Origin of the sequence: Polaromonas sp. YR568, from assembly GCF_943369415.1 — a bacterium.
Classification (GTDB): domain Bacteria; phylum Pseudomonadota; class Gammaproteobacteria; order Burkholderiales; family Burkholderiaceae_C; genus Polaromonas.
The window spans coordinates 48,682-67,614 of sequence record NZ_CALRNF020000017.1 but is presented as its reverse complement, the minus strand read 5'-3'; the positions used below and the strand labels follow the sequence as shown (position 1 = coordinate 67,614).

Annotated in this window: 23 protein-coding genes and 3 tRNA genes; 14 read left to right on the top strand and 12 right to left on the bottom strand. The window is 63.2% G+C overall.

The features are described 5' to 3' along the window. Position 1: 1 nt before the first annotated feature. From rapZ to ACLV74_RS12595, 3 genes are read right to left on the bottom strand one after another with little or no spacing between them, the layout of a single operon-like run. Positions 2-868, bottom strand: a complete 867-nt coding sequence (gene rapZ / locus ACLV74_RS12605; protein WP_411879729.1) for an RNase adapter RapZ — start codon at positions 866-868, stop codon at positions 2-4. After that, a complete protein-coding gene (gene recN, locus ACLV74_RS12600) occupies positions 868-2,511 on the bottom strand; it encodes a DNA repair protein RecN (RefSeq protein ID WP_411879728.1) in 1,644 nt (547 codons plus the stop codon). The genes rapZ and recN overlap by 1 nt, the downstream gene beginning before the upstream one ends. Positions 2,512-2,529: 18 nt before the next feature. After that, on the bottom strand, positions 2,530-3,405 hold the full coding sequence (locus ACLV74_RS12595) for an NAD kinase (RefSeq protein WP_411879727.1): 876 nt from the start codon (positions 3,403-3,405) through the stop codon (positions 2,530-2,532). 48 nt (positions 3,406-3,453) lie between these two features. On the opposite strand from ACLV74_RS12595, the gene hrcA reads away from it, so the two are divergent. From hrcA to greB, 5 genes are all read left to right on the top strand, one after another. Next, positions 3,454-4,473, top strand: coding sequence for a heat-inducible transcriptional repressor HrcA (gene hrcA / locus ACLV74_RS12590; RefSeq protein ID WP_411879726.1), 1,020 nt, complete (start codon positions 3,454-3,456; stop codon positions 4,471-4,473). Between the two features lie 51 nt (positions 4,474-4,524). Then, positions 4,525-4,601 (top strand) — tRNA-Ile (locus ACLV74_RS12585). 27 nt (positions 4,602-4,628) lie between these two features. Further along, positions 4,629-4,705 (top strand) — tRNA-Arg (locus tag ACLV74_RS12580). 170 nt (positions 4,706-4,875) lie between these two features. Further along, on the top strand, positions 4,876-5,130 hold the full coding sequence (locus ACLV74_RS12575) for a hypothetical protein (RefSeq protein WP_411879725.1): 255 nt from the start codon (positions 4,876-4,878) through the stop codon (positions 5,128-5,130). Positions 5,131-5,172: 42 nt separating this feature from the next. Continuing rightward, the gene (gene greB / locus ACLV74_RS12570) at positions 5,173-5,739 is read left to right on the top strand and encodes a transcription elongation factor GreB (RefSeq protein WP_411879724.1); all 567 of its coding nucleotides are present in this window, start codon (positions 5,173-5,175) and stop codon (positions 5,737-5,739) included. A gap of 8 nt (positions 5,740-5,747) precedes the next feature. Here greB and ACLV74_RS12565 read toward each other — a convergent pair whose 3' ends face one another. The 4 genes from ACLV74_RS12565 to ACLV74_RS12550 all read right to left on the bottom strand — a co-directional run bounded on the left by ACLV74_RS12565 (position 5,748) and on the right by ACLV74_RS12550 (position 9,959). Further along, complete coding sequence (locus tag ACLV74_RS12565; protein ID WP_411879723.1) at positions 5,748-7,994, bottom strand: RelA/SpoT family protein; 2,247 nt, start codon at positions 7,992-7,994, stop codon at positions 5,748-5,750. Positions 7,995-8,103: 109 nt separating this feature from the next. Then, the gene (gene rpoZ / locus ACLV74_RS12560) at positions 8,104-8,307 is read right to left on the bottom strand and encodes a DNA-directed RNA polymerase subunit omega (RefSeq protein ID WP_411879722.1); all 204 of its coding nucleotides are present in this window, start codon (positions 8,305-8,307) and stop codon (positions 8,104-8,106) included. Positions 8,308-8,348: 41 nt separating this feature from the next. Continuing rightward, positions 8,349-8,969, bottom strand: coding sequence for a guanylate kinase (gene gmk / locus ACLV74_RS12555; RefSeq protein WP_411879721.1), 621 nt, complete (start codon positions 8,967-8,969; stop codon positions 8,349-8,351). A gap of 72 nt (positions 8,970-9,041) precedes the next feature. Further along, positions 9,042-9,959 (bottom strand): YicC/YloC family endoribonuclease, encoded by a 918-nt coding sequence (locus ACLV74_RS12550; protein WP_411879720.1) that lies wholly within the window; start codon positions 9,957-9,959, stop codon positions 9,042-9,044. A gap of 78 nt (positions 9,960-10,037) precedes the next feature. Here ACLV74_RS12550 and ACLV74_RS12545 point away from each other — a divergent pair, with 78 nt between their 5' ends. From ACLV74_RS12545 to ACLV74_RS12520, 6 genes are all read left to right on the top strand, one after another. Further along, the gene (locus ACLV74_RS12545) at positions 10,038-11,045 is read left to right on the top strand and encodes a serine/threonine-protein kinase (RefSeq protein WP_348046394.1); all 1,008 of its coding nucleotides are present in this window, start codon (positions 10,038-10,040) and stop codon (positions 11,043-11,045) included. Further along, positions 11,042-11,944, top strand: coding sequence for a PP2C family protein-serine/threonine phosphatase (locus ACLV74_RS12540; protein ID WP_411879719.1), 903 nt, complete (start codon positions 11,042-11,044; stop codon positions 11,942-11,944). Before ACLV74_RS12545 ends, ACLV74_RS12540 begins: the two co-directional genes overlap by 4 nt. Positions 11,945-12,054: 110 nt before the next feature. Next, positions 12,055-12,783: a ribonuclease PH gene (gene rph, locus ACLV74_RS12535; protein ID WP_411879718.1), complete on the top strand. Its 729-nt coding sequence runs from the start codon at positions 12,055-12,057 to the stop codon at positions 12,781-12,783. A 13-nt stretch (positions 12,784-12,796) separates the two neighbouring features. Continuing rightward, the gene (rdgB, locus tag ACLV74_RS12530; protein WP_411879717.1) at positions 12,797-13,417 is read left to right on the top strand and encodes an RdgB/HAM1 family non-canonical purine NTP pyrophosphatase; all 621 of its coding nucleotides are present in this window, start codon (positions 12,797-12,799) and stop codon (positions 13,415-13,417) included. A gap of 16 nt (positions 13,418-13,433) precedes the next feature. Then, on the top strand, positions 13,434-14,627 hold the full coding sequence (gene hemW / locus ACLV74_RS12525; RefSeq protein ID WP_411879716.1) for a radical SAM family heme chaperone HemW: 1,194 nt from the start codon (positions 13,434-13,436) through the stop codon (positions 14,625-14,627). Positions 14,628-14,647: 20 nt separating this feature from the next. Continuing rightward, a complete protein-coding gene (locus tag ACLV74_RS12520; protein WP_411879715.1) occupies positions 14,648-14,866 on the top strand; it encodes a hypothetical protein in 219 nt (72 codons plus the stop codon). A gap of 25 nt (positions 14,867-14,891) precedes the next feature. Here the strand turns inward: ACLV74_RS12520 and ACLV74_RS12515 are convergent, their stop codons facing one another. After that, positions 14,892-15,200: an I78 family peptidase inhibitor gene (locus ACLV74_RS12515; protein ID WP_411879714.1), complete on the bottom strand. Its 309-nt coding sequence runs from the start codon at positions 15,198-15,200 to the stop codon at positions 14,892-14,894. A gap of 202 nt (positions 15,201-15,402) precedes the next feature. Further along, a complete protein-coding gene (locus ACLV74_RS12510) occupies positions 15,403-15,753 on the bottom strand; it encodes a lysozyme inhibitor LprI family protein (protein WP_411879713.1) in 351 nt (116 codons plus the stop codon). Positions 15,754-16,021: 268 nt separating this feature from the next. On the opposite strand from ACLV74_RS12510, the gene ACLV74_RS12505 reads away from it, so the two are divergent. The 3 genes from ACLV74_RS12505 to ACLV74_RS12495 all read left to right on the top strand — a co-directional run bounded on the left by ACLV74_RS12505 (position 16,022) and on the right by ACLV74_RS12495 (position 16,778). Continuing rightward, positions 16,022-16,111: transfer RNA gene (locus ACLV74_RS12505), tRNA-Ser, on the top strand. After that, positions 16,084-16,305 carry a hypothetical protein gene (locus ACLV74_RS12500; protein WP_411879712.1) on the top strand — a complete coding sequence of 74 codons (222 nt, stop codon included), beginning with the start codon at positions 16,084-16,086 and terminating at the stop codon, positions 16,303-16,305. Before ACLV74_RS12505 ends, ACLV74_RS12500 begins: the two co-directional genes overlap by 28 nt. 95 nt (positions 16,306-16,400) lie before the next feature. After that, positions 16,401-16,778: a hypothetical protein gene (locus ACLV74_RS12495; protein ID WP_411879711.1), complete on the top strand. Its 378-nt coding sequence runs from the start codon at positions 16,401-16,403 to the stop codon at positions 16,776-16,778. A 63-nt stretch (positions 16,779-16,841) separates the two neighbouring features. Here ACLV74_RS12495 and ureG read toward each other — a convergent pair whose 3' ends face one another. From ureG to ureE, 3 genes are read right to left on the bottom strand one after another with little or no spacing between them, the layout of a single operon-like run. After that, positions 16,842-17,513 (bottom strand): urease accessory protein UreG, encoded by a 672-nt coding sequence (gene ureG, locus ACLV74_RS12490; protein ID WP_411879710.1) that lies wholly within the window; start codon positions 17,511-17,513, stop codon positions 16,842-16,844. A gap of 26 nt (positions 17,514-17,539) precedes the next feature. Continuing rightward, positions 17,540-18,241 carry an urease accessory protein UreF gene (locus tag ACLV74_RS12485; protein WP_411879709.1) on the bottom strand — a complete coding sequence of 234 codons (702 nt, stop codon included), beginning with the start codon at positions 18,239-18,241 and terminating at the stop codon, positions 17,540-17,542. A 13-nt stretch (positions 18,242-18,254) separates the two neighbouring features. Continuing rightward, entirely contained in the window at positions 18,255-18,917 is a 663-nt protein-coding gene (gene ureE / locus ACLV74_RS12480; RefSeq protein WP_411879708.1) for an urease accessory protein UreE, read from the bottom strand. Positions 18,918-18,933 lie beyond the last annotated feature (16 nt).

The window sequence follows — 18,933 nt, the reverse complement described above, 5'->3', positions numbered from 1 at the left end:
TTTAGCCCGCATCCAGTTCACGGTGCCGCTTCAGCGTGCGCCAATGCGGGCTGAACGTTGCGGCTAGTTCCTCGACCAGGTATACCGAGCGGTGCTGGCCGCCTGTGCAGCCGATGGCGACCGTCACATAGCTGCGATGGTCGCGCACCAGGGCGCCCAGCCAGTGTTTGATGAATTGCTCGATGTGACCGAACATCTCGCCGACCTCGGAATGCCCCTTGAGGTAGTCCACCACGGGCTGGTCGCGTCCCGTCAAATGGCGCAGGCCGGATTCGTAATGCGGGTTGGGCAGCATGCGCACGTCGAAGACGTAGTCGGCATCCAGCGGCACACCGCGCTTGAATGCGAAAGATTCGAACACCAGCGTCAGTTGCGTGATCGGCGAGGAAATCAGCGACTTCACATAACCTTGCAGCTGCGAAGACCGGATCATGCTGGTGTCGAGCACGTGGGCCTGCTCGCGCATTTCACCGAGCAGTTCGCGCTCCAGCTCGATGGCGTCCACCAGCGCGCGGTGCTGGTCGGAGGCATCGATGCGTGAGAGCGGATGCAGCCGGCGTGTCTCGGAGAAACGTCGCACCAGGGTTTCCGTGTTGGCGTCCAGGAACAGCGACTGCACCACCACGCCGGACTCGCGCAGCTGGCGCAACTGCTGGGGAACCAGCGGCAGCGAGGTCGCACTGCGCACGTCCATGGCGATCGCCACCTTCTGCGCGCCGTGCCGCTGCTCCAGCGCGACGAAGGGCGTGAGCAGCTCGGGCGGCAGGTTGTCGACGCAGTAATAGCCGGCATCTTCCAGCGCATGCAGGGCCACGGATTTGCCGGAGCCCGACATGCCGGTGATGAGGACCATTTCCAGCGCCGCCATCACTGACCCAGCATTTCCTTGGCATGGGCCAGCGTGGTGCCCGAGAGGCGTTCGCCACCCAGCATGCGGGCGATTTCAGCCACGCGCTGCTCGCCGTTCACATGGTCGACGGTGCTGATGGTGCTGCCGTTTTCGGAGCGCTTGGCGACCACCAGGTGCTGGTCGGCGCAGGCCGCCACCTGGGGCAGGTGGGTGACGGCCATGACCTGGCGGTCCTTGCCCAGTTGCTTCATGAGGCGGCCCACGGTTTCGGCGACAGCGCCGCCCACACCTGAATCCACCTCATCAAAAATCAATGTTTCAGCCTGCCCGAGCTGGCTGGTGGTGACGGCAATGGCCAGCGCAATGCGCGAGAGTTCGCCGCCCGAGGCCACCTTGCCGACCGGGCGCGGCGTGCTGCCGGCGTGGCCGGCCACCAGGAATTCGGCCTGTTCCAGCCCGTGCTGGGCCGGTTGATCGAGTTTGCCGAGCGCCACGTCGAACTTGCCGCCCTGCATGCCCAGGCCCTGCATGGCCAGGGTGATGGCCTTGGCCAGCTTGGGCGCGGCCTTGCCTCGGGCCTTGGAAACCTGGCCGGCTTCCTCGAGGTAGGCGGCCTTGGCCTGGCTCTCGTTCTTTTCAAGCTGGGCCAGGTCGGCCGCGGCATTGAGTTTTTGCAATTCGGCCTGCCAGGACGCCAGCAGTTCCGGCAATTCGGCCGGCGTGCGCTTGTAGCGGCGCGCCAGGCTGACCCATTGCGACAGGCGCTCGTCCAGTTCGGCGAGCCGCTGCGGCTCCAGCTCGGCATGGCGGGCATAGCCATTGAGCGAGTGCACGGTGTCTTCCATCTGCGCCAGCGCGCCGTTCAGGACCTCCACCATGGCCTTGAACTCGGGCTCTATGTGTTCCTGGCCTTGCAGCGTCGCAATCGCGCGGCCCAGCAGGGCGTTGGCGTTCTCGTCGGACTCCTGCAAGGCATCGACGGCGGTTTGCACCGCGTCGCGCAGCGCCTGGGCGTTCGACAGGCGACCGTGCTGGGCATTGAGGTCTTCCCACTCGTCGGCGCCGGGCGCGAGCTTGTCGACTTCGCCGATCTGCCAGGCCAGGCGCTCGCGTTCGCGCTGCAGGCTGTCCTGGGCGTCGCGCGCTTCGGCCAGTGTTTTCTGTGCCACACGCCATTGCTGCCAGCGGCGCGAGAGTTCGTCGGTGGAAACGTCGGCATAGGAGTCCAGCAGGCCGCGCACCGCGTCGGGCCGCGTCAGGCTTTGCCAGGCGTGCTGGCCGTGGATGTCTACCAGCTGGTCGGCGATTTCCTTGAGCTGCGTGGCGGTGGCCGCGCTGCCGTTGATCCAGGCCCTGCTTTTGCCCTGCACGTCTATCGTGCGGCGCAGCAGCAGGCTGTCGCCGCCGTCGAAGCCGGCCTGCTCCAGCCAGGGGGACAGGCTTTCGGGGCTGTCGAACTCGACGCTGATCTCGCAGCGCGCCGCGCCTTCGCGGATCACGCCGGCGTCGGCGCGCGCGCCCAGGGCCAGTTGCAGCGCGTCGATCAGGATGGATTTGCCGGCGCCGGTTTCACCGGTCAGCACGGTGAACCCGGCGGACAGGTCCAGTTCGAGTTCGTGGACGATGACGAAGTCGCGAAGCGAGATGCTTTTGAGGCTCATGGCTTTATTCCGGGCCGTTCAGGCCACGCCTTCATTCCAGTGAAGTTTCTTGCGCAGGGTGTCAAAGTAGCTCCAGCCCTTAGGGTGCAGGAAGCGCATCTGGTGTTCCGAACGCCTGACGGTGATGCGGTCGCCGTGCAGCAGGCTGGCCAGCGACTGCATGTCGAAATTGGCGCTGGCGTCGCGGCCCGCGACGATCTCGATCGTGATCTCGCCCGAATCGGACAGCACGATGGGCCGGTTCGACAGCGTGTGCGGCGCAATCGGCGCCAGCACCCAGCCGGCAATCGATGGATGCAGCAGGGGGCCGCCGGCGGAAAGGGCATAGGCCGTGGAGCCGGTCGGCGAGGCGATGATCAGGCCGTCCGCGCGCTGGTTGGCCACGAAGCGGCCGTCGACCTCGACGCGAAGCTCCACCATGCCGGCCGTCGCGCCGCGGTTGACCACGACGTCGTTCATCGCAGTGGCGCTGAAGACACAGCGTCCGTCGCGCACGACCTTGGCCTGCATCATCCAGCGGCGGTCTTCCTCGTATTCGCCGCGCAGCATGGGAATCAGCGTGCTCTGGTAGTCCTCGAAGGCGATGTCGGTGATGAAGCCGAGGCGGCCCTGGTTGATGCCGACCAGGGGAATGCCGAACTGCGCCAGCAGCCGGCCTATGCCCAGCATGGTGCCGTCGCCGCCCACCACCAGGGCCAGGTCGCACTGAGCGCCTATGCCGGCGGCATCCAGCGTGGGGAATTGTGTCAGGCCCGTGTTGCTGGCGGTATCCTGCTCGATGGCGACCTCGCAGCCCTGGGTGCCCAGAAAATGCGCGATCTCCTCCAGCGCGGACCGGGAACCTTGTGCGTGGTACTTGCCGATCAGTGCGACATGGCGGAATTGCGACTTCATCGGCAAATTACATCACAACATCCGGTCCAAGCTTCGTAGAATGTCCCCATGCTTGATGATCGTGCGCGGTTGCTACTCAAAGCGCTGGTAGAGCGCTACATTGCCGACGGGCAGCCGGTGGGCTCACGCACGCTGTCCAAGGCCTCCGGCCTCGAGCTGTCGCCCGCCACCATACGCAACGTGATGAGCGACCTCGAGGAGCTCGGCCTCATCGTCAGCCCGCACACCTCGGCCGGCCGCATTCCCACGGCGCGCGGCTACCGCCTCTTCGTCGACACCATGCTGACCACGCAGCGCGACGCGTTTCCCGCCTCCGGCCAGATAGGCGCACCCCGCCTGGCGCCCGACCAGCCGCAGAAGGTGCTCAGCAATGCGGCGCACATGCTGTCCAGCCTTTCCCAATTCGTCGGCGTGGTCATGGCGCCGCGCCGCACCTCGGTGTTCCGCCACATCGAATTTTTGCGCCTGTCGGAAAAACGCTTCCTGGTCATCATCGTCTCGCCCGACGGCGACGTGCAGAACCGGGTCATCTTCACCGAGGCCGACTACACCCAGTCGCAACTGGTGGAGGCCGCCAATTTCCTCAACTCGCACTACGCCGGCATGGCCATCGAGGAAGTGCGCGAGCGCCTGAAAAACGAGGTCGACGCGCTCAGGGGCGAAATCGCCACGCTGATGCAGGCGGCGGTCAAGGTCAGCACCGAAGCCATCGAGTCGCGCGATGAGGTCGTGATCTCGGGCGAGCGCAACCTGCTGGCCGTCAGCGACTTCTCCGGCGACATGGGCAACCTGCGCAAGCTGTTCGACCTGTTCGAACAAAAGGCGCAGCTGATGCGCCTGCTCGACGTGTCCAGCCGCGCCGAAGGCGTTCGCATCTACATAGGCGGCGAAAGCCAGGTCATTCCCTACCAGGAGCTCTCGGTGGTCACCGCGCCCTACGAGGTCGACGGCCAGGTCGTGGGTACGCTGGGCGTCATCGGCCCCATGCGCATGCCCTACGAAAAAATGATCCAGATTGTCGACATCACCTCCAAACTGGTCAGCACGGCGCTCAGCCACAGCAAGTAGGCCCCGGAACCAGACAGGTTCCCGGAGGCCCTTACAATCCCTGTCTTGTGTGGGGCGTTAGCTCAGTTGGTTAGAGCAGAGGACTCATAATCCTTTGGTCGAGTGTTCAAGTCACTCACGCCCTACCATTTAAATAAGCTATAATTTGAGGCTTAGCGGCTGTAGCTCAGTTGGATAGAGTACTTGGCTACGAACCAAGGGGTCGTGGGTTCAATTCCTGCCAGCCGCACCACTTTTATTAGTGATTTCAATAGCCTAGAGGCTCACGCCTCTAGGCTATTTTTCTTTCTGCGGGCGGTTCGCGGGTGGTTTTAGTGGTTTTCCTGGGGCTGTACGGCGCCCGATGGGCTGTACGTCCGGCGGGAGCTCCGTTATTCTGGAAGCTTATTCCGGAGGAGAGACATGGGATCACTGAACGTCGAGGACCACGGCGACTGGCTGAGTTTTGGCCTGTCGCACGCAGGCAGCACCATTCCCGTCAGGATTTCGCGCGAGGCGATGGAGGAGTTTTTCGGTGCCGTCCCGGAGCCGGATTCCCTTAAAAAAGCCTACGAGCGCGATGCTGAAATGATTCACGCCCGGGCCGCCGACATGGTCGTGGCGGGTATGGCCTACACACCCGACAATCCCCTGGTGCTGGGAATGGAAGATTTCTAGGCGTTCGCGGCCGCCGGCCGTGAATGCTATGGTGGCCGGAGCATGAACAAAGCCTTTACCAAAGAAACCGAAGCCGAGGACGACGAGCCGGCACTCGCGCCCCTGCCTGCGGGCGGCAAAAACTACATCACGCCTCAGGGCTACGAGCGCCTGCGCAGCGAGTTGCTGGACCTGATCGACAACGAGCGCCCCAAAATGGTGGAAATCGTCCACTGGGCGGCCAGCAACGGCGACCGCTCGGAAAACGGCGACTACCACTATGGCAAAAAGCGCTTGCGCGAAATCGACAGGCGCATACGCTTCCTGACGCAGCGGCTGGAAATCGCCGAAATCAGCAATCCCTCCCTCCATCACGGCAGCGACCAGGCTTTCTTCGGTGCCACGGTAACCTATGCCGACGACAGCGGCGCCGAGCGCGTTGTGACCATCCTGGGCATAGACGAAGCCAACAGCGCCCTGGGGCAAATCAGCTGGATATCGCCGGTTGCGCGCGCGCTGCTCAAATCACGGGTGGGGGACGAGGTAAGCCTGGTGACGCCGCAGGGCGTGCAGACGCTGGAAGTGCTGAAGGTCGACTACCCGGCGCCCGACGAACGCACGGCCGGCTGACCAGCGGGCTAGGCGGTCGACTTGGCGCGCTGCACCCGCAGCACGGAAGGCGTGCGCTTGACGCTGCGCAGAGCCGAGGCCAGGTGCACACGGTCGCGCACCGCCACGCCAAAGCGCAGGTCCGTCGCGTCATGCGAAGGCTCATGCTCCATGTCGACATGCGTGATGTCGGCCTCGGCGCTGGCCAGCGCGGCCGCCACCCTTGCCAGCACACCCTTCCCATTGGAGACCGTGACCAGCAGGTTGGTCTCAAAGGTGCGCACCGGTTCGTCCGACCAGTCGACGGCGATGAAGCGCTCACTGTCGCGGTGCTGCAGGCGCTTGGCGACGGCGCAGTCGTCGGTATGGATGACCAGGCCTTCGCCGCGGCCCAGGTAGCCCACGATGCCGTCACCCGGGATGGGCCTGCAACAGGGCGCGAACTGCACCGAAGCGCCTTCGCTGCCGTCTATCACCAGCCCGCCTTGCGACACCGATTCATGGGCGGTGTAGCGCTCACGGCTCATCAGCAGCGCATTGGGTTTTTCGCCGGTCTCGGCCAGCAGCGCCACGATGCGCTTGGCCACCATGCTGGCGATGCGTTTGCCCAAGCCGATGTCGGTCAGCAAGTCGGCACGCGTGCGATTGCCGGTAAAACGCAGGATTTTTTCCCAGGTCGCGTGGTGGGCCTCATCGTCCTCGGGCAGGCGCTCGCGCTCTATGCCTTCGGCGCGCAGCGCCTGGGCCAGCATTTTTTCGCCCAGGTCCTGCGATTCCGACAGCGCCATGGTCTTGAGGTGGTGGCGTATCTTGGAGCGCGCCTTGCCGGTGCGCACAAAGCCCAGCCAGCCCGGGTTGGGGCTGGAGACCGAGGCCGTGATGATTTCAATCACGTCGCCGTTGTGCAGTTCGGAGCGCAGCGGAACCTGCTCGCCGTTGACCTTGGCGGCCACGGCGCGGTGGCCCACGTCGCTGTGGATGGCGTAAGCAAAGTCCACGATGGTGGCGCCGCGCGGCATGGCCATGATCTGGCTCTTCGGCGTGAACACGTAAACCGCTTCGGGGAACAGGTCGATCTTGACGTGGTCCCAGAACTCGGCGGCATCGCGTGTTTCCTGCTGGATGTCCAGCAGCGACTGCAGCCACTGCGTGCCCAGGCGCTGCGAGGCATCGCTGTCGGGATCCGTGGCCTTGTAAAGCCAGTGGGCCGCCACGCCGGACTCGGCCACCACGTGCATGGCGTCGGTGCGCATCTGGAATTCGATGTTGGTGCCGAAGGGGCCGACCAGCGTGGTGTGCAGCGACTGGTAGCCGTTGATCTTGGGGATCGCGATGTAGTCCTTGAACTTGCCGGGCAGCGGCTTGTAGAGCTGGTGCAGCACGCCCATGGCCGTGTAGCAGGCGGTCAGGTCTTTGACGATCACCCGGAAGCCATAAAGGTCGGTGACCTGGGCGAAAGACAGGTGCTTTTCCTCCATCTTGCGGTAGATGGAGTACAGCGTCTTCTCGCGCCCCGAGATGACCACCGGCACCTGCGCGTTGACGAAGGCCGACTCGACTTCGCCCTGCACGCGTTTTATCACGTCGCGCCTGCGGCCGCGCGCCCGCTGCAGCGCCTTGGTCAGCGTGGCGTAGCGCCAGGGGTGCAGGTGCTGGAAGGACAGGTCCTGCAGCTCGCGGTAGGTGGTGTTCAGGCCCAGGCGGTGGGCGATGGGCGCGTAGATGTCCAGGGTTTCGCGCGAAATCCGTGTCCACTTGGCGCGCGGCACGTCGCCCAGCGTGCGCATGTTGTGGGTGCGGTCGGCCAGCTTGATCAGGATGACCCGCACGTCGCGCGCCATGGCCAGCAGCATCTTGCGGAAGGACTCGGCCTGGTTTTCCTCGCGGGTGTTGAATTCGAGTTTCTCGAGCTTGGTCAGCCCGTCCACCAGTTCTGCCACCGGCGCGCCGAAGCGTTCAATCAATTCCGGCTTGGTGACGCCGCAGTCTTCGATCGCGTCATGCAGCAGGGCGGCCATGAGCGCCTGCGCGTCCAGCTTCCATTCAGCGCACTGCTGCGCGACGGCGATCGGGTGGGTGATGTAGGGCTCGCCGCTGTTGCGCAACTGGCCCAGGTGGGCCTCATCGGCAAAACGGTAGGCGCGGCGGACATTGTCGATGTCGGCGGCGCTCAGGTAGTCCAGCTTTGCAGTGAGCGCGGCAAAACTCGCGGCCGCTGCATTGGCGGCGGCCGGGGTCGATTTGCTGGCAACTACGGGCGAAAGCATGGCGCTCATGCCTCAAATGTATCGCGGTGCGAAAAAAATTTGAGAAAAATGGCCTTTATAGGTTTGGAAATGAAAAAAGCACCGAATTTCGGTGCTTTTTGCGAAGCAGAGAAGGCTCTCAGCTTGGGACTTTTTTCAGCATTTCGAGGCCGATTTTGCCTTCGGCGATTTCGCGCAAGGCGGTCACGGCGGGCTTGTTCTTGCTTTCGATCTTGGGGGCATGGCCCTGGCTCAGCATGCGCGCGCGGTAGGTGGCGGCCAGAACCAGCTGAAAGCGGTTCGGGATTTTCTCGAGGCAGTCTTCAACGGTAATGCGGGCCATGGTGATCTCCGGTGTGATCGATAAGGTGAAAAGCGGTGAAATCAGGGAATTTGAAGGGCCTGGAAGGTCTCGGCACGGGCACGCCGCTGGGCCGAAAACTTGAGCCGTTGGGCATGCACAATGGTTTTCAGGTCGAAAACTGCCCTCTCAAACAACTCGTTGATTATAACGAAGTCGAATTCCCGGGCCTGGGCCATCTCGGTGGCCGCGTTCTTGAGCCGCAATTCGATGACTTCGGCGCTGTCCTCGCCGCGCCGCTGCAGGCGCGAGCGCAACTCTTCCCAGCTCGGCGGCAGGATGAAAATCAGCACCGCGTTGGCAAAAATCCGTTTGATGTTGATGGCGCCCTGGAAGTCGATCTCCAGGATCACGTCGGCGCCGGTGGCGATGCGCTCCTCGATCGTCTGGCGCGAAGTGCCGTAGCGGTGGCCGTGCACATGGGCCCATTCCAGGAAGGAATCGCGCAGCACCATGCCGTCGAAATCCTCGGGCGACGAGAAAAAGTACTCCCTGCCGTGCTTTTCCTGCCCGCGCGGTGGGCGGGTGGTGTGCGACACCGCCGGCTGGATGCGGGAGTCCAGCTCCATCAGGGCCTTCACCAGGCTGGATTTGCCCGCCCCGCTGGGGGCGGCCACGACAAAAAGATTTCCGGGATAGTCCATGCGTACGGGCGTTGGGTAGGGGGTGGCTGATATTAATTAGAGGGACTCAGGAAGACTGGGAGGGCTTGGGCACTATTCGATGTTCTGGACCTGCTCGCGGATCTGCTCGATCAGCACCTTCATGTCCACGGAAATGCGGGTGAGTTCCAGCGACGCGGATTTGGAACCCAGTGTATTGGCTTCGCGGTGCAGCTCCTGGATCAGGAAATCCAGGCGCTTGCCCAGTTCCCCGCCGCTGGCCAGCAGACGGTCGATTTCGTCGAGATGCGAGGACAGCCGGGTGATTTCCTCCGCCACGTCGATGCGGATGGCAAACGCCGTGGCTTCGGTCAGGGCCCGGTCCTGGGCGATTTCCGGCAGCGTGGCGCTCTCGGAAAGCGCCATGGCCTCTTTCCAGCGTTCGAGGAAGCGGCTTTTCTGCTGTTCCACCAGTTTGGGGACCATGGGCACCGCCAGCGCCGCCAGCGCGCGCAGCTGCGCCGTGCGGTCCAGCAGCATTTCCGCCAGACGCGCGCCTTCCCGCTCGCGGGCCGCCATCAGCTCCTTGAGGGCCTTTTTGGCCAGCTTGAGCAGCTCTTCGCTGTAGTCGTGTGGTTTTTTGTCTTCATTCGTCGCAATTCTGAGAATATCTGCGACGCTCAGTGCCGCGGCCTGCGGCAACCATGATTTGATGCTGTCTTCCAGGGAGCCCAGGCGCTGCAGCGTGGCCGAGGAGGGCGCGCGCAGGTTGCCTGAGCTTGCGCTTTCGAGCGACACCCGGACTTCGACCTTGCCCCGCTTGAGTTTGCCGGTGAGCAGTTCACGCAGCGCCGGTTCGGCCTGGCGCAGCTCGTCGGGCAGGCGGAAGGCCAGGTCCAGGAAGCGGCTGTTGACGGAGCGTATTTCGACCCCCAGGCGCGCGCTGGCGTCCGGGCCCGATTCAGTTTCCGGGCCGGATTGCGCCATGCTCGATTGCACGGTCGCATAACCCGTCATGCTGTAAACTGACATTTGTAGATACGCTTTACTAGACTAGAGAGAGAACCAAAGACCAAGCTGGCCATTGTCATGCTTGGGTAACCCCAAATTATGTCAAAGGTCAAGCCTGCACCATTGCCGCCCGACACCGTCATTGGTGGCTATCGTGTTGTGCGAAAGCTTTCGGCCGGAGGCTTCGGGGTAGTTTACTTGGCTGTCGACAACGAGGGCCAGCAGGTCGCCATCAAGGAATACCTGCCGTCCTCCCTGGCCAGCCGCTCACCCGGCGAGCTGCTTCCCCAGGTCCAGGCGGAAAAACTCTCGCTGTACCGCCTCGGGCTCAAGAGCTTTTTCGAAGAAGGCCGCTCCCTCGCCCAGATTTCCCACGGTTCCGTCGTCAGCGTGCTGAATTTCTTCCGCGAGAACGAAACCGTCTACATGGTGATGAACTACCTGGAAGGCGGCACCCTCCAGGACTTCATCATCACGGCCCGCGAGCTCAAAAAGCAGAAGGTCTTCCGCGAATCCACCATCCGCTCGCTGTTCGACGAAATCCTGCGCGGCCTGCGCATCGTGCACCAGCACAAGATGCTGCACCTGGACATCAAGCCCGCCAACATCTTCATCACCGACGACAACCGCGCGGTCATGATCGACTTCGGCGCCGCCCGCGAAGTGCTGAGCAAGGAAGGCAACTTCATCCGCCCCATGTACACGCCCGGCTTTGCCGCGCCCGAGATGTACCGCCGCGATTCATCCATGGGCCCGTGGACCGATATTTACGCGATAGGCGCCTGCATTTACGCCACCATGCAGGGCTACCCGCCCAACGACGCGCCGCAACGCCTCGAAAAAGACCGTCTGTCGCTGGCCCTGTCGCGCCTGCGCGGCGTCTATTCCGACAACCTGATCGAGGTTGTAGAGTGGTGCATGTCGCTCGATCCCCTGTCGCGCCCCCAGTCGGTGTTCGCCCTGCAAAAAGAGCTGAGCCGGGAGGGCGAGCGCCGCTACACCAAGCTCACCGTCAGCGAAAAGGTTCGCCTGCAGTTTGACAACATGGTGTCCGACACCAAAAAAACCGCGCGCAAGGCCACCGGCTATGCGACGAAATTCAAATGAAATTCTCAGTCTTTCAGGTAAGCCGTAAAGGCGGGCGCGAGAAGAACGAAGACCGCATGGGCTATTGCTACACGCGCGAATCGGGCCTTTTTGTGCTGGCCGACGGCATGGGCGGCCATCCTGAAGGCGAAGTGGCGGCCCAGCTCGCCCTGCAGACCATCTCGGCGCTCTACCAGAAGGAGGCGCGCCCCGTCATTGAAGACACGACCGAATTCCTGTCCACCGCCCTGATGGCGGCGCACCACCAGATCATCCGCTACGCCAGCGAAAAGGGCATGCTTGACACGCCCCGCACCACGCTGGTGGCCGCCATTTTGCAAGGCACTGGCGCGACCTGGGTGCACTGCGGCGATTCGCGCCTGTACGTCGTGCGCGACGGCGAGATGCTCACCCGCACCCGCGACCACTCCTACCTTGAGCAGCAAAGCGCAGGCGTCATCAAGCTCGAGCGCATCAACCGCAACATCCTGTTCACCTGCCTGGGTTCACCCACCAAACCCGTCTTTGACGTCACCGGCCCCGTCACCCTGCAGCAGGGCGACAAGCTGCTGCTGTGCTCCGACGGCCTCTGGGGCAGCCTCAGCGACGCCGAAATCGTGCGCCAGCTGGCCAGCAAGGGTGTTTCCGACGCCGTGCCCGACCTGGTCGAGAACGCCCTGCGCACCGGCGGCGAGCACAGCGACAACGTCACCGTGCTGGCCATGGAGTGGGAAACCCCCGACGCCTTCGAATCCACCCGCGGCGTCTCCACCGACAGCATCATGGACGGCGTCTTCGCCTCCACCATCCAGGCCGGCGTGCTCGACTCGGTGGTCGATGACCTCGACGAAGCCACCATAGAGCGCTCGATCGCCGAGATCAACGAAGCCATACGCCGCTCGGCCGCCAGAAAAGCCTGATCCGGAGGCCGGCGCCGCAAGCGCCTCGTCCTCCTTTCTCCTTTTCCCTGTACTTTTTCACCCGCCACATCCGTCTTTTCCTCCGGCGTTTTTGCCAGAAAGCCATTCCCATGAGCCAGTTTGAACGAAGCGGCGCGCGCGCCGCCGACGCCCTGCGCGGCGTGCGCATCACCCGCCACTACACCGCTTACGCCGAAGGCTCCGTGCTGATCGAGTTCGGCGGCACCAAGGTGCTGTGCACCGCCTCGGTCGAGGAAAAAGTCCCCGGCCACAAAAAAGGCAGCGGCGAAGGCTGGGTCACCGCCGAATACGGCATGCTGCCCCGCGCCACCCACACCCGCAGCGACCGCGAAGCCGCGCGCGGCAAACAAAGCGGCCGCACGCAGGAAATCCAGCGCCTGATAGGCCGCTCCATGCGCTCCGTGTTTGACCTCAAGAAGCTCGGCGAGCGCACCATACACCTCGACTGTGACGTCATCCAGGCCGACGGCGGCACCCGCACCGCCAGCATCACCGGCGCCTTCGTCGCCGCGCAGGACGCCGTCAACACCCTGATCGCCAGCGGCAAGCTCACGCAAAGCCCCATCATCGACCACGTCGCCGCCATCTCCGTCGGCATCGTGCAAGGCACGCCCCTGCTGGACCTCGAATACACCGAAGACTCCGCCTGCGACACCGACATGAACGTCGTCATGACCGGGGCCGGCAATTACGTCGAAGTGCAGGGCACGGCCGAAGGCGCGGCCTTCTCGCGCAAGGAAATGGACGCGCTGCTGGTGCTCGCCGAAAAAGGCATTACCGAACTGGTCGGCCTGCAGAAGCAGGCGCTGGCCGGCTGACCTCCCGCCGCCCATGAAAAAAATCGTTTTAGCCTCCAACAACCAGGGCAAGCTCGCCGAGCTCAAGGCCATGTTCGCGCCCCTGGGGCTGGAGCTCGTGAGCCAGGCCGAACTCGGCCTGCCCGAGGCTGAGGAGCCTTTTCGCACCTTTGTCGAAAACGCCCTCACCAAAGCCCGCCAGGCCTCGCGCCTGAGCGGCCTTCCCGCGCTGGCCGACGATGCGGGCCTGTGCGTCGATGCTTTCGGCGGCCTGCCCGGCGTCGACACCGCCTTCTACGCCACGCGCTTTGGCTACACCAAGGGGGACGACAACAACGTCAAGGCCCTGCTCGAACAGATGGCCCACCTGGCCGATCCCGCCCAGCGCCGCGCCGCACTTGTCAGTACGCTGGTGGCCGTGCGTTCCGACAAGGATCCCGAGCCGCTGATCGCCTCAGGCCGCGTCGCCGGGCAGATCGCGGCTCAGCCCGTGGGCGACAAGGGCTTTGGCTTCGACCCTGTGATGTTCATCCCCGAGTTCGGAAAAACCTTTGCGCAGTTGCCCGTTGAAATCAAGAATGCCAACAGCCATCGCGGCAAGGCCGCGCGCCGGATGATCGAGCTCATGCGCGAACAATGGCTGCCCGCAGCCTGACACCCTGACACCCGCCATGGCCCCGCGGCAAGACATCCAGCACTACATGCGCAGCGGCACGCTGCAACTGGCCGCGCTGCCGCCGCTGTCGCTCTATGTGCACCTGCCTTGGTGCATACGCAAATGCCCATACTGCGACTTCAACTCGCACGAAGCCGTCGGCGAGATGCCCGAGCAACGCTACATCGACGCGCTCATCGCCGACCTGGAAGCCGCGTTGCCCCTGGTCTGGGGCCGCACCGTGCACAGCATCTTCATAGGCGGCGGCACGCCCAGCCTGTTTTCGCCGCAGGCCATAGACCGCCTGCTTGCCGACATACGCGCGCGCCTGAGGCTGGAAGCCGATTGCGAGATCACCCTCGAAGCCAACCCCGGCACCTTTGAAAAAGACCGCTTCAAGGCCTTTCGCAGCGCTGGCGTTACCCGCCTGTCTGTCGGCGTGCAAAGCTTTGACGACAAACACCTCAAGTCCCTGGGCCGCGTGCACGACCGCGCCCAGGCCATCGCCGCGGTCGAAGAGGCCGCGCAAGCGTTTGACACCTTCAACCTCGACATCATGTATGCGCTGCCCGGCCAGACCATGGAAAACCTCGAGCAGGACATGCGCCAGGCCCTCGCGCTGCAGCCGCCTCACATCTCGATTTACCACCTGACCATAGAGCCCAACACCTACTTCGCGAAATTCCCGCCCGTGGTGCCCGAGGAAGACACGGCCTACGCCATGCTGGACACCATCACCGAAATGACCGAGGCCGCCGGACTGCGGCGCTATGAAGTCTCGGCCTACGCCAAAGCCGGCCACCAATGTTTTCATAACCTCAACTACTGGCAGTTCGGCGATTACCTGGGCATAGGCGCCGGCGCCCACAGCAAGCTCAGCTTCGCGCACCGTGTGGTGCGCCAGGTCCGCTACCGCGAACCCAAGCTCTACATGGAAAAAGCGCTGGCCGGCGAAGCCGTCACGCAGGAAACCGAAGTCAGCCGCGCCGACCTGCCGTTTGAATTCATGCTCAATGCCTTGCGCCTGCGCGACGGTTTTAAACTGCAGGACTTCACCGAAAAAACCGGCCTGCCTTTCACCGCCATCCAGCAAGGCCTGGACGAAGCCGAACGCAAGGGTTTGATAGAACGCGATTTCGTGCGCGTCAAACCGACCGAGCGCGGCTTTGATTTTTTGAACGACCTGCAGTCATTGTTCCTGGCCGGCTGAACAAGGAAGGCCCGAATCGCATGGAAACTCCCGCCATTATTTTTCTCGTTGTCAGCTGCGCCATCAGCTTCGGCCTGGGGCGCATCTTTGTGCACTTCCGCGACAAGAAACGCAAAAAAGCCGCTGAAGAGCGCGAGGCCCAAGTGTTGCGCAACCGCCCGGCCGAGCCCGAGTCGCTCAACAAGGCCAAACGCAAGCGGCAGCTTCAGCAACAAGCCGCCAAAAACGGCAAGCGCTGATTCGCAGCGCTCGCTTTACCGGCTGTCAGCCGCAGGCGACCCGCGTCACGCGGCCCGTATCGTCGACCGAGAGGTTGAGCCGCTCTGCATTGAACTCCATGGTCACGATCTGGTTGGGCTTCAGCACCCGAACGGTCTTCGCACCGGCGCGCGTGCGAGCTTCATTTTCCAGCGCGGAATCCGCATTGCGGCCTACGGCGAACTGGGCCGGTGCAGCGCTACAGCGGCCTGATACGGGCGCGGGCTCGGGCGCCTGGCCGGTGGCGGGGGTGCCGCAGGCGGACATCAGCAGGGAAGTCGTTGTGGCAATGGCTGCCAGTGTTGGTAAACGCATGGTGGGCTCCTTTGAAGGGCGGTTGCCGGTTCAGCATCAATTGATCGCTCAGAGCTTAGCGCGCGCCGGTACCATGAACTGGCGCGGCTAACGACACTTGCTGTAGGCGCAGGCCTTGGTGCGGCAATCGTCGACGTGGCCGGCGCGCTGAAGACAGCCGGCAGGAGGGCGTCTGCGAGACGTTAACCGACTTGCCAGATGGTTACTTCACGGGATCAAGGTTTGACATAGGCCACATCACGGGTTCGCCGTCCAGGCCCGCGCGCAAGTTCTTGAGTTGCCCAAGCCTCTGAACGACGTAAGCTGACACGCAGTAATCGAACACTGCATTCGAATTGCCCGCGCCAGCGGCGTCGAGCCAGCAGGTACTGTCAACATGCCGCTTCCATTTGATTTGGGAGTCGGCAAGGTCCTTTGCCTTGAATGCTGTGTGCCCTGACTGGGCTTTCTGTTCGATGGCTTTCACAACGGTGGTCATCTGAGTATTCAACGCGGCCAATTCCCGTGCGAAGCATGCCCGTGCCTCAATAGACCCCGGAGTTCCGAAGAGCATATCTGTGCATGTCTCCACGCCCGCCTGCACAGCCGAACATACACATAAAACAAGCACAGCGACAGAATTTGAGCGCACGGCCATGCGAGCCTTTATGCAGTTAAACATTTTTCGTCCGATGAGGTTATTTGCCAGGGGCTCGACATCAGGATCTGACGCGCCTGAGTGTATGCCGGGACATCGAACGGACGAGCAGCCCGCGATTCATAGCCGAGCGGTGGATCTGACCCATCGTCTGCGCAAACGATGCGGTTAAACTACCCGACTCGGAAGCGTGGCAGAGCGGTTGAATGCAGCAGTCTTGAAAACTGCCGAGGATGCAAGTCCTCCGTGAGTTCGAATCTCACCGCTTCCGCCACTTACTCAAGTGGCACTGGCTTTAACGCCGCTCACACCGCACCCCTCCGCTTCAGCCTCCAGCGCTGCAACCGCATCGGGCCGCCAAAAGCCGGCTTCTTCACCTATCCCATTTCAGTCAATTTCACGCTGCTTCAGCGCGCCAACTGGCAATTACCGTCAAAACCCCCAGTCAAGTTCCATTTCGGCCGCTAAAAGCCCCGAAAACATCAAGCGGTGAACAGACGCCCAAAACCGGAATTATTTCCTGGAACTATTTCCGCTCCTTTCTGAAAACTTATTTCAGACTCGTGACGAAAAGCGCGGGGGAAGCCATCATTGAAACATTCCGTTACAGCGATAAGGCGCCCTCCAAAACCATGACGATTCCTGCTTTTCATCCCGAAGTGGCCGAACAAGTGGCCACTGCCTTTGTCAAGGCAACCGCCGCCCGTTGGTCATTTCCGCGGGTCGATCTCCAGGACAGTGGCACCTTCATGCTGATCAGCGTGGAAGCCCTGGCGCCCGAGGTACGGGAGGTGGAGATGCCGCTGAAGAAGTCGATTGCACAGGCGCTCAGCGAGGTCATCCCCACGCATCCCACGCAGAAATTCGGCAACTGGATGGTGGTCTTCTTCCACGAAGGCAAGATGTTCGAGACCGTGCATCCCAGCGAATTCCAGGGGTAAGCACTCCCTGACTTTCTGCCGGCTGGCCTTTGCGGGCCCGCCCGCCACCGGCCTCAGGCGAAGTTAAGCGGCCTGCGCCTCGGGCTGCAGCAGCATGCCCCGGGTCTCGATAAAGGCAATCACCTCGGCGAGGCCGTCCCTGGTTTTCAGGTTGGTCATCACAAACGGTTTCAAACCCTTGGCCGTGGTGCGCATGCGTATGGTGTCTTCTTTCATGACGTTCAAGTCGGCGCCCACATAAGGCGCCAGGTCGGTCTTGTTGATCACGAACAGATCGCTTTTGGTGATGCCCGGCCCGCCCTTGCGCGGAATTTTCTCGCCGGCTGCAACGTCAATCACATAAATCGTCAGGTCGCTCAGTTCGGGGCTGAAGGTGGCGGCCAGGTTGTCGCCACCGGATTCGACGAACACGACGTCCGCATCAGGGAAATCCACCAGCATGCGGTCAATTGCTTCCAGGTTGATGGAGGCGTCTTCGCGGATCGCCGTGTGCGGGCAGCCGCCGGTTTCCACACCCATGATGCGTTCGGCGTCGAGCGCGCCGCTCACGGTCAGCAGGCGCTGGTCTTCCTTGGTGTAGATGTCGTTGGTGATGGCGACCAGGTCGTACTTCGCTTTCATGCCCTTGCACAGCATTTCAAGCAGCGTGGTCTTGCCGGAGCCGACCGGGCCGCCTATGCCCACGCGCAGCGGTGGGAGTTTTTTGGTGCGATTGGCGATGTGGTGCAGGCTCATGGGGTACCTAAAAGCGATTGGATGGATCAGGAGCGGAACAGCCGCGAATACTGGGTCTCATGCTGCGACGACAGAATCGCCAGCATGGGGGAAAAAGCCTGGCGCTCAGCGTCGGGCAGTTGCATCGCCGTCTCGACGGCGCCGGGGATGTCGCGGCTCAGCTGGGCCAGTATGCGCTGGCCGGCGCTTTGGCCCAGGGGCACGGATTTGAGCGCGGCCTGCATCATGTTTTCGGCCCAGCCGAAGGCATAGGCCAGCAGGCAGTCGCGCACGCCGGCGGCGGTTTGCGAGGCCGCGAGCGCATAGGCCACGGGATAAGTCGGCTGCAGCGCGGCGCAGGCCGCGATGTGCGTTGCGCTGGCGCCTTCATGGTTGCGCAGCCATTCCAGCAGCGATCGGCCCATCTGCTCGGCCTGCGCGCGCAACTCGCTGGTCTCGCGCGTTTGCAGCACCCACGCGTTCAGTTCGGCGATGCGGTCCAGCTCGCCCGTGCGCCAGGCCGGAATGGCCTGCGCGATCACGGCCAGGTCGCCGCGCGTGAGGGCCAGTTGCAACTGGTCGCTGAGCCAGCGCGCGGCCAGTGCTTCGCTCGTGACCTCGCCGCAGTCGACGGCGGCCTCCAGGCCTTCCGAGTACGAAAAACCGCCCACGGGCAAGGCCGGCGAGGCCAGCCAGATCAGCTGGAGCAGGCTGGACGCCGGAAGCTGTCCTGCGGGCGGTGCGGACATGTCCATGGCCGGCCTAGTGGCTGTGCGGCTTGTGTTTGTGGATCTGGATGGCCACGGGCTTGGCTTCATGCGCGTGGTCATGGTGTTCGTGGTCATGGCCGTGGTTGCAGTCGGGGCCGTGCACGTGCGGTGCCGGTGCTGCAGCGACCTCAGTAGCAGGCGCATCGCTGTGTTCATGGTTCCCGTGATCGTGATCATGGTTGTGGCCATGCCCATGCCCGCCCGAACTGTAGGCACCGCCTTCAGGCTCAAACGCCTCCTCGACTGCGTTGACGATCAGGTGCATGGATCGCAGCATGTCGGCCAGCACGTGGTCGGGTTCGATTTTTAAATGATCGGGCTTGAGCTCAATCGGCACATGGCGGTTGCCCAGGTGGTAGGCCGCACGCGTCAGGTCAAAGGGCGAGCCGTGCGACGTGCAGGCGGTGATGCGCAGCACCGCCTGCGGCGCGGCAATCACCTTGACCATGGAGCCGTCTTCAGCCACCAGTACGTCGCCGCCGCGCACCAGCGTGCCGCGCGGCAGGAAGACGCCCAGTTGACGGCCTAGCGAGTCGGTCGCGTCAAAGCGGCTTTTCTGGCGCACGTCCCAGTCGAGCTCGACGGTGGCGGCGCGTTTGACGAGGACGGGGGCCAGGCCCGCGCCCAGCGAAATGACTTTGGAAACCTGGAGCATGAGGCCTTAAAAACTG

Coding starts and splice junctions, on each gene's coding strand:
- greB (WP_411879724.1), top strand. CDS start 5,173: ATGAACAAAGCCTTTACCAAAGAAACCGAAGCCGAGGACGACGAGCCG.
- rpoZ (WP_411879722.1), bottom strand. CDS start 8,307: ATGGCCCGCATTACCGTTGAAGACTGCCTCGAGAAAATCCCGAACCGC.
- ACLV74_RS12545 (WP_348046394.1), top strand. CDS start 10,038: ATGTCAAAGGTCAAGCCTGCACCATTGCCGCCCGACACCGTCATTGGT.
- ureG (WP_411879710.1), bottom strand. CDS start 17,513: ATGAGCCTGCACCACATCGCCAATCGCACCAAAAAACTCCCACCGCTG.
- recN (WP_411879728.1), bottom strand. CDS start 2,511: ATGAGCCTCAAAAGCATCTCGCTTCGCGACTTCGTCATCGTCCACGAA.
- ACLV74_RS12515 (WP_411879714.1), bottom strand. CDS start 15,200: ATGCGTTTACCAACACTGGCAGCCATTGCCACAACGACTTCCCTGCTG.
- hemW (WP_411879716.1), top strand. CDS start 13,434: ATGGCCCCGCGGCAAGACATCCAGCACTACATGCGCAGCGGCACGCTG.
- rdgB (WP_411879717.1), top strand. CDS start 12,797: ATGAAAAAAATCGTTTTAGCCTCCAACAACCAGGGCAAGCTCGCCGAG.
- ACLV74_RS12520 (WP_411879715.1), top strand. CDS start 14,648: ATGGAAACTCCCGCCATTATTTTTCTCGTTGTCAGCTGCGCCATCAGC.
- ureE (WP_411879708.1), bottom strand. CDS start 18,917: ATGCTCCAGGTTTCCAAAGTCATTTCGCTGGGCGCGGGCCTGGCCCCC.
- ACLV74_RS12565 (WP_411879723.1), bottom strand. CDS start 7,994: ATGAGCGCCATGCTTTCGCCCGTAGTTGCCAGCAAATCGACCCCGGCC.
- gmk (WP_411879721.1), bottom strand. CDS start 8,969: ATGGACTATCCCGGAAATCTTTTTGTCGTGGCCGCCCCCAGCGGGGCG.
- ACLV74_RS12575 (WP_411879725.1), top strand. CDS start 4,876: ATGGGATCACTGAACGTCGAGGACCACGGCGACTGGCTGAGTTTTGGC.
- ACLV74_RS12595 (WP_411879727.1), bottom strand. CDS start 3,405: ATGAAGTCGCAATTCCGCCATGTCGCACTGATCGGCAAGTACCACGCA.
- ACLV74_RS12485 (WP_411879709.1), bottom strand. CDS start 18,241: ATGTCCGCACCGCCCGCAGGACAGCTTCCGGCGTCCAGCCTGCTCCAG.
- ACLV74_RS12540 (WP_411879719.1), top strand. CDS start 11,042: ATGAAATTCTCAGTCTTTCAGGTAAGCCGTAAAGGCGGGCGCGAGAAG.
- hrcA (WP_411879726.1), top strand. CDS start 3,454: ATGCTTGATGATCGTGCGCGGTTGCTACTCAAAGCGCTGGTAGAGCGC.
- ACLV74_RS12550 (WP_411879720.1), bottom strand. CDS start 9,959: ATGTCAGTTTACAGCATGACGGGTTATGCGACCGTGCAATCGAGCATG.
- ACLV74_RS12510 (WP_411879713.1), bottom strand. CDS start 15,753: ATGCTCTTCGGAACTCCGGGGTCTATTGAGGCACGGGCATGCTTCGCA.
- rapZ (WP_411879729.1), bottom strand. CDS start 868: ATGGCGGCGCTGGAAATGGTCCTCATCACCGGCATGTCGGGCTCCGGC.
- rph (WP_411879718.1), top strand. CDS start 12,055: ATGAGCCAGTTTGAACGAAGCGGCGCGCGCGCCGCCGACGCCCTGCGC.